At 71.9% G+C, this 6,824-nt stretch carries 7 protein-coding genes; 6 read left to right on the plus strand and 1 reads right to left on the minus strand.

What is annotated here, in order from left to right:
- Positions 1-172: 172 nt before the first annotated feature.
- Entirely contained in the window at positions 173-1,123 is a 951-nt protein-coding gene (locus ABZ016_RS42800) for an NADP-dependent oxidoreductase (protein WP_356922218.1), read from the minus strand.
- Between the two features lie 71 nt (positions 1,124-1,194).
- Here ABZ016_RS42800 and ABZ016_RS42805 point away from each other — a divergent pair, with 71 nt between their 5' ends.
- The 6 genes from ABZ016_RS42805 to ABZ016_RS42830 all read left to right on the plus strand — a co-directional run bounded on the left by ABZ016_RS42805 (position 1,195) and on the right by ABZ016_RS42830 (position 6,730).
- Positions 1,195-2,139 (plus strand): helix-turn-helix domain-containing protein, encoded by a 945-nt coding sequence (locus ABZ016_RS42805; RefSeq protein WP_356922219.1) that lies wholly within the window; start codon positions 1,195-1,197, stop codon positions 2,137-2,139.
- Positions 2,140-2,379: 240 nt separating this feature from the next.
- Entirely contained in the window at positions 2,380-4,110 is a 1,731-nt protein-coding gene (locus tag ABZ016_RS42810; protein ID WP_356922220.1) for an ATP-binding protein, read from the plus strand.
- Between the two features lie 5 nt (positions 4,111-4,115).
- Positions 4,116-4,526, plus strand: a complete 411-nt coding sequence (locus ABZ016_RS42815; RefSeq protein WP_003994857.1) for a roadblock/LC7 domain-containing protein — start codon at positions 4,116-4,118, stop codon at positions 4,524-4,526.
- Complete coding sequence (locus tag ABZ016_RS42820) at positions 4,523-4,897, plus strand: DUF742 domain-containing protein (RefSeq protein ID WP_345664014.1); 375 nt, start codon at positions 4,523-4,525, stop codon at positions 4,895-4,897. Before ABZ016_RS42815 ends, ABZ016_RS42820 begins: the two co-directional genes overlap by 4 nt.
- Positions 4,878-5,483, plus strand: a complete 606-nt coding sequence (locus ABZ016_RS42825) for an ATP/GTP-binding protein (protein WP_356922221.1) — start codon at positions 4,878-4,880, stop codon at positions 5,481-5,483. The genes ABZ016_RS42820 and ABZ016_RS42825 overlap by 20 nt, the downstream gene beginning before the upstream one ends.
- Positions 5,480-6,730, plus strand: a complete 1,251-nt coding sequence (locus ABZ016_RS42830) for a cytochrome P450 (RefSeq protein ID WP_356922222.1) — start codon at positions 5,480-5,482, stop codon at positions 6,728-6,730. The genes ABZ016_RS42825 and ABZ016_RS42830 overlap by 4 nt, the downstream gene beginning before the upstream one ends.
- The last annotated feature ends 94 nt before the right edge of the window (positions 6,731-6,824 follow it).

Consider the following 6,824-nt stretch of genomic DNA (forward strand, 5'->3'; position numbering starts at 1 on the left):
GGTTGGCGCGTCAACGGACGGTTAGTCGGTATCCGACCCCATCGCGCCGTTCCGAGGACGGACACCCCCCGACGCGGCCCCGACCCACCGCACCCCGGAAGGCGCTACGCGCACCCCCACCGAAGCAGCCACAGGCTGCCGCAGGCAGGGGCAGGAGCATCCCCGCGCAGACTCAGTCGTTCAGCAGCACCAGCTTCCCCGTCGTCCGGCCCGTGTCGCCGGAGGCGTGGGCCTCGGCCGCGGCGGACAAGGGGAAGGTCCCGGCGATCGTGGCGCGGAGCTTGCCCTGCTCGGCGAGCTCCGCGATCGCCTCCATGCCCGCGCGATCGGCATCGACCAGCATCCGGACCGCTCGCACACCCAGCCGCTCGGCCTCCTGGTAGAAGTCGTCCCCACCGCCCGGCAGGATCGACACCACGACACCGGCCGGGCGCAGCACGCGCAGCGAGCGCAGCGCGTTGTCGCCGCCGATCGTGTCCAGCACGACGTCGACGTCCTTCACGGCCTCGGCGAAGTCCGTCTCGCGGTAGTCGATCGTCTCGTCCGCGCCGATCTCGCGCAGGAACTCGTGCTTGCCCGCGCTCGCCGTGCCGATCACGTACGCGCCGCGCTCCTTGGCGATCTGCACCGCCACGTGCCCGACCCCGCCCGCCGCGGCGTGGATCAGCACCCGCTGCCCGGGACGGACGTCCGCGTGCTCGGTCAGCGCCTGCCACGCGGTGAGCGAGACCAGCGGCAGCGCGCCCGCCTGCGTGTGGTCGATCCCGGCCGGCTTGCGCGCCAGGGCCCGTACCGGAGCGATGACGTACTCGGCGTGCGAGCCGTGCCCGAACGGATACGGCAGCATGCCGAACACCTCGTCACCGGGCGCGAACGCCGCGACGCCGATGCCGACCGCCGCCACCACCCCGGAGACGTCCCAGCCCAGGACGAAGGGCGGTTCGCCGAGGAAGCCGCCGGTGGCGCGGTGCTTCCAGTCGGTCGGGTTGACCCCGGCGGCCCGCACCTGGACCAGTACCTCGTTCGGCCGCGGTTCCGGGCGCTCGATCTCCACTTCCTTCAGGACCTCGGGGCCGCCGAGGACGTCCTGGCTGATGGCTCGCATCGTGTGCTGTGTGCTCATGGTGTCCCAGCGTGCCCGGCCCCGCGCCGTCCGCCAATGGCAAGATTGCCAACCTTCGATAGGATCGTGCCATGCGGCGTGAACGAGTGGTGGTCCTGGCCCTGGACGGTGTGTACCCCTTCGAGCTGGGCATCCCCAGCCGGATCCTCGGCGCGGCCGACGGCCGGTACGAGGTCCTGACCTGTTCGGTCGACGGCCGCCCGGTGCGCACCAACGCGGACTTCGGCGTCACCGTGGAGCACGGCCCCGAGGCCCTGGCCACGGCCAACACCGTGGTGATCGCGCCCGTCGCGCCCGCCCACCTCACCGACGAGGTCCCCGGCGACGTCCTGGCCGCGCTCGCGCGTATCCGCCCCGGCACCCGAGTCGTCTCCATCTGCACCGGCGCCTTCGTCCTCGCCGCCGCGGGGCTCCTCGACGGGCGCCGGGCGACGACCCACTGGCAGGTCGCCGACCGGTTCCGCCGCATGTTCCCGCTCGTCGACCTGGACCCGGACGTGCTGTTCGTCGACGACCACCCGTTCCTCACCTCCGCCGGAGCCGCCTCCGGCGTCGACATCTGCCTGCACCTCGTCCGCAAGGACCACGGCAGTCACCTCGCCAACACCGTCGCCCGCCGCTGCGTGGTCCCGCCGTTCCGGGACGGCGGCCAGGCCCAGTACATCGAGCAGCCGGTCCCCGAACAGGGCGCCGCGAGTACCGCGGCCACCCGCGCCTGGGCCCTGGAGCGCCTCGGTGAACCGCTCACCCTGGCCGACCTCGCCGGTCACGCCCGGATGAGCCGGCGCACCTTCGCCCGCCGCTTCAACGACGAGGTGGGCCTCAGCCCCGGCCGCTGGCTGATCCAGCAGCGGGTCGCCAGGGCCCGGCATCTGCTGGAGTCCAGCGACCTCACCGTCGACCAGATCGCCGGCCGGGTCGGCTTCGCGACCGGCGCCTCACTGCGCCAGCACCTGGCCGCGGCGATCGGGGTCTCCCCGCAGGCCTACCGCCGCACCTTCCAGACCGCACGCTGACCTGCTGCACGGCCAACTCCACAGGCAGCAAAGCCATTTGTCGACCTGTGAGCTCCTGTCGCACCGTGACGGAACCCTCACCTCCGGCAGGGGACGAGATTGATCCTTTCGGGTTCAAACCCGATAGGGTTCCGATCGGCGCTGCGAGTTGACGCGATCGCGTCCGGTCGACTCGCGGTGCGTACTCATGAGTGCGGTCCACACACCCCCTGTTCGATCGTGTTGCTTCGAAGGATGCAGATGGAACTCGCCACTCCGCCACCGGCGGCGCGGGCCCCTGTCGCCTGGCACAGCTGGTGGTTGATGCCGCTGGGCTTGGGAGGCGGGACCGTTGCCGCCACGTTCATGAGCTCGGACCGAATACTCACGGCTGTCGCCGGTGTCGCGGCGACGGCGGCCGGCACGTTGTGCGTACGTCTGTTGCTGCGCACCCGGGCCCAACTGCACCGGGCGGAGGGCACCTTCCGCTCCACGCAGGCCGAGCACAACCAGCAGTGGCAGCAGCATGTGGCGGGTCTGGAACGGAAGTTCTCCGCCGAGCGCGCCACCCTGGAGTCCCAGCTCACCGAGCAGACCGCCGCCTACGAGCGGCGCCTCGCCGACCAGAGCGCCTCGTACGAGACGCAGCTCGCCGACACCTCCCGCGCCTATGAGGAACGGCTGGCGGAGCAGGCCGGCTCCTACGAGACCCAGCTCGCCGACCAGGCCGAGGTCTGGCAGGAGCAGCTGTCCCACCAGCTCGCCGCCGTCACCCGGCTCGCCGACGAGCAACTGCCCGACACGATGGCCAAACTGCGCTCCGGCGAGGCCATCGACGACGTCCTGCCCACTGTCAACCAGTGCGCGAAGGTCAGCGCCGACCTCCAGGCCGAACTGCGCAAGCTGCTGCGCACCGCCCTGATCGGCCTCGAGGCGGAGTTCGACCGCTCTACCACCGCCGAGCAGGCCGTCATCAGCATCGGCAACCGCATCCACGTCCTGACCAGCAAGCTCCGCGGCCGGCTGCACGAGATGCAGGGCGAGCACGGCAGGCTGCCGGCCGTAGCCCGCGGTCTGATGGAGCTCGACCAGGAGCTCGGCCCCGCCGACTCGCTCGCCGCGAGCATCGGCGTGCTCGGCGGCTCGGACCGCCCGGGACGCCAGTGGCAGGAACCGCAGCGGCTGCTCAGCGTGGTGCGCGGCGGCATCGGCCGGATCAAGGACTTCCACCGCGTCCAGGTGCGCCACCTGCCCGAACTCGGCGTCGACGGCGGCCTGGTGGACCACCTGACGCTGATCTTCTCCCATCTCCTGGACAACGCGGCCCGCTACTCGCCGCCCACCGAACCGGTGCTCATCTCCGGCAAGGAGGTCCCCAACGGCGTCGGCATCGAGATCCAGGACTCCGGCAAGGGCCTGAGCGAGGAGAAGAAGCGCGAGGCCGAACACGCCCTCGCGGGCACCGCGCCCGGCGCGGGCCTCGGCGGCATCACCGAGGACGCCAGCATCGGCCTGCGCGTCGTCGGCGCCCTCGCCCGCCGCTACGGCATCCGCGTCACCTTCGCGGACTCGCCCTGGCTCGGTACCTCCGTGGTGATCGTGGTTCCGCACAAGTACTTCAGCCCGCTGCCCGCGGCCGCCGCCACCACCCCGGCCGCGCCCGCCTCGGAGGCCCGCACCGCGGCTGCCGCCCCGGCCCCCAGGGAGACGCCCACCGCACCGGCGCCGGCCGCATCCGCCGCAGCCGTGGACACCACGCCGGGCGGACTGCCGCGGCGCCGCAGCAAGCGGAACGAGGCGGCCGAACCCCGGCAGGCCGAGCGGACCGACCGGAGCACCGTCTCCGCCGTTCCGCCGGACGCCTCCTTCTCCGGTCTCGCGGCCTTCGCCACCGCCGGACGCGACGCCGCGGAGGCCTCCCGGGAGGGCGACGACCGCGACACCCCCGCCGGACGCGAGTCCACCGAGCACCGCACCGAAGAGAGCGACTAGTCCTCATGACGCAACAAGGAACCGATGTGAGCTGGGCGCTCCGCGATCTCGTCGAGAGCATCCAGGAGATCCGTTTCGCCCTCGTGGCCTCCAGCGACGGCAAGGCCATCACTTCCTACGGCGCCGAAGACCCCGATGACGTCGACCGCTTCGCCGCCGTGGTGGCCGGCCTGCAGGCCTTGGCCCAGCCGGTCGCCGAGCAGTTCCCCAAGTACGCCGGCCAGCTGCGCCTGGCGATGATCGAGGTCGACGGCGGGCACCTCTTCGTCGTCCGCGCGGGTGTGGAGACGTACCTCGGTGTCCTCGCCAGAGAGGGCCTCGACCAGGGCCTGCTCGGGCATCAGATGCGGGACCTCGCCCGCAGGATGGGTGAGCTCCTCGGCACCACTCCGCGCCTGGAGGAGCACTCTGGATGAGTGCTCCCCGTAGACCGTCGGACCCGTCCGGTCTCGAGCGCTACTACGTCCTCACCGGGGGACGCAGCGGACCGGGCGGTTCGGCGTCGAGCCTCGACGTGGCGACCCTCGTCCTCGCCCGCGCCGCCCCGTTACCGGGAATGCAGCACGAGCACGAGGAGATCCTCAGGCGCTGCCGCGATCCGCTGTCGGTCGCAGAGCTCGGCGCTCACCTCGGGCTGCCCTTCAACATTCTCGCGGTGCTGCTGTCGGACCTGCTGGACGCAGGTCGTGTCGAAGCCCGCAATCCCATTCCGGCACACGACGCCGCCGGCCGCGGGCCCGACCTCGCGCTCCTTGAGGAGGTACTCAGTGGACTTGAAAGGCTTTGACCAACCCGGAGGGCGGGCGGCCGGGGACACCCGCTCGGTGAAGGTGATGATCGCCGGCGGATTCGGCACCGGGAAGACCACCATGGTCAGGTCGGTCAGCGACATCAAGCCGCTCACCACCGAGGAGACCCTCACCCAGGCCAGCGCCGACGTCGACCGTCTCATCGGCGTCGCCGACAAGACGCAGACCACCGTCAGCCTGGACTTCGGCAAGATCGGCATCAACGAGAGCCTGGTGCTGTACCTGTTCGGCACGCCCGGCCAGGAGCGGTTCTGGTTTCTGTGGAACGGGCTGTTCAAGGGGGCGCTCGGCGCGATCGTCCTGGTGGACACGCGCCGTCTGGAGTCCAGTTTCCGGGCGATCGAGGAGATGGAGCGGCAGGAGGTGCCCTTCGTCGTCGCCCTGAACGTCTTCCCCGACTCCAGCAACTACCCGGTCGAGGAGATCCGGGACGCCCTGGACATCCCCGCACACACCCCGGTCATCGCCTTCGACGCCCGCGACCGCGCCTCCAGCCGGGACGTCCTGGTCGCCCTGATCCACCACCTGAAGGAACGCTCGGCCGTGGCCCTGGAGCCCCGATGAACGACTCGACCGAAAATCCCCTTCAGGCCCCGCGCGGCTGCCCCGTCGCCCACCACTCCGCCGAACCGACCCGGCTCTACGGTCCGGAGGCGGCGACCGACCCGGCCGGCATCTACGAGCGGCTGCGCAAGGAGCACGGCTCGGTCGCGCCCGTGCTGCTGGAGGGCGACGTAGCCGCCTGGCTGGTCCTCGGCTACCGCGACAACCGGCGGGTGCTCGACAACCCCCGCCAGTTCAGCCGGGACGCGCGCATCTGGCGGGACTGGGCGGACGGGCGCGTGGCGGAGACCTCGCCCCTGATCCCGATGGTGGGCTGGCGGCCCGACTGTGTCTCCCAGGACGGCGAGCCGCACCGCAGGCTGCGGGCCGCCGTGACCGACGGGCTGCAGGCCGCCTCGGCCCGGGGCATCCGGCGTCACGCGACCCACTTCGCGAACAAGCAGATCGACGCGTTCGCGGACACCGGACGCGCCGACCTCGTCACGGACTACGCCGAGTACCTGCCGATGCTCGTCCTCTCCCGCATCCTCGGCCTCCCCGAGGCGGAGGGCCGGGACCTGGTCGAGTCCTGCGCCCAGGTCCTCAAGGGCGGTGAGGACGCCCTCGCGCACAACGACCGCATCGTGGCGATCCTCGGCGCACTCGCCGAGCGCAAGCGCACCGAACCGGGCGGTGACTTCACCACCGCCCTGCTGGGGCACGCGGCCGGCCTCGACGAGGAGGAGGTGGTCAGCCATCTGCGCCTCGTGCTGATCGCCGCGCACACCACGACCAGCAATCTGCTGGCCCGGGTCCTTCAGCTGGTCCTCACCGACACCGCGCGGCTCGCCGGACTGATCAGCGGGCAGCTGAACGTCTCGGCCGTGGTGGAGGAGGTCATGTGGAACAGCCCCCCGCTGGCCGTGCTGCCGGGCCGGTTCGCCGCCGGCGACCTGGAGCTCGGCGGCCACCAGATCCAGGAGGGCGACCTGCTGGTGCTGGGCCTCGCGGCAGGCAACGTCGACCCCGAGATCCGGCCGGACGCCGGCGTCTCGGTCCACGGCAACCAGGCCCACCTGGCGTTCAGTTCCGGACCGCACGAGTGCCCCGGGCAGGGCATCGGCCAGTCCATCATCGAGATCGCCGTGAACGTCCTGCTGCACCGACTGCCGGGTCTGACCCTGGCCGTGCCCCCGGAGGAGCTGACCTCGACCGCCTCCACCTGGGAGTCCAGGCTGGACAGCCTGCCGGTCGAGTTTCCCGCCTAGCCGTACCCCGGCGGTGCCCGGCCCGCGGGCTGCGTGGCCGCGGCCGTCGGGCCCGCGCGCGCCCATGTGGCCTGTCTGCTGGTGGCGCGGGCGG

The sequence above is a fragment of the Streptomyces sp. NPDC006372 genome, from assembly GCF_040612515.1.
Taxonomy (GTDB): Bacteria; Actinomycetota; Actinomycetes; order Streptomycetales; family Streptomycetaceae; genus Streptomyces.

Bases quoted from the DNA above. Each gene is read 5' to 3' on its own strand.
- ABZ016_RS42800 (WP_356922218.1), bottom strand. From the start codon at position 1,123: ATGAGCACACAGCACACGATGCGAGCCATCAGCCAGGACGTCCTCGGC.
- ABZ016_RS42820 (WP_345664014.1), top strand. From the start codon at position 4,523: ATGAGTGCTCCCCGTAGACCGTCGGACCCGTCCGGTCTCGAGCGCTAC.
- ABZ016_RS42805 (WP_356922219.1), top strand. From the start codon at position 1,195: ATGCGGCGTGAACGAGTGGTGGTCCTGGCCCTGGACGGTGTGTACCCC.
- ABZ016_RS42810 (WP_356922220.1), top strand. From the start codon at position 2,380: ATGGAACTCGCCACTCCGCCACCGGCGGCGCGGGCCCCTGTCGCCTGG.
- ABZ016_RS42815 (WP_003994857.1), top strand. From the start codon at position 4,116: ATGACGCAACAAGGAACCGATGTGAGCTGGGCGCTCCGCGATCTCGTC.
- ABZ016_RS42830 (WP_356922222.1), top strand. From the start codon at position 5,480: ATGAACGACTCGACCGAAAATCCCCTTCAGGCCCCGCGCGGCTGCCCC.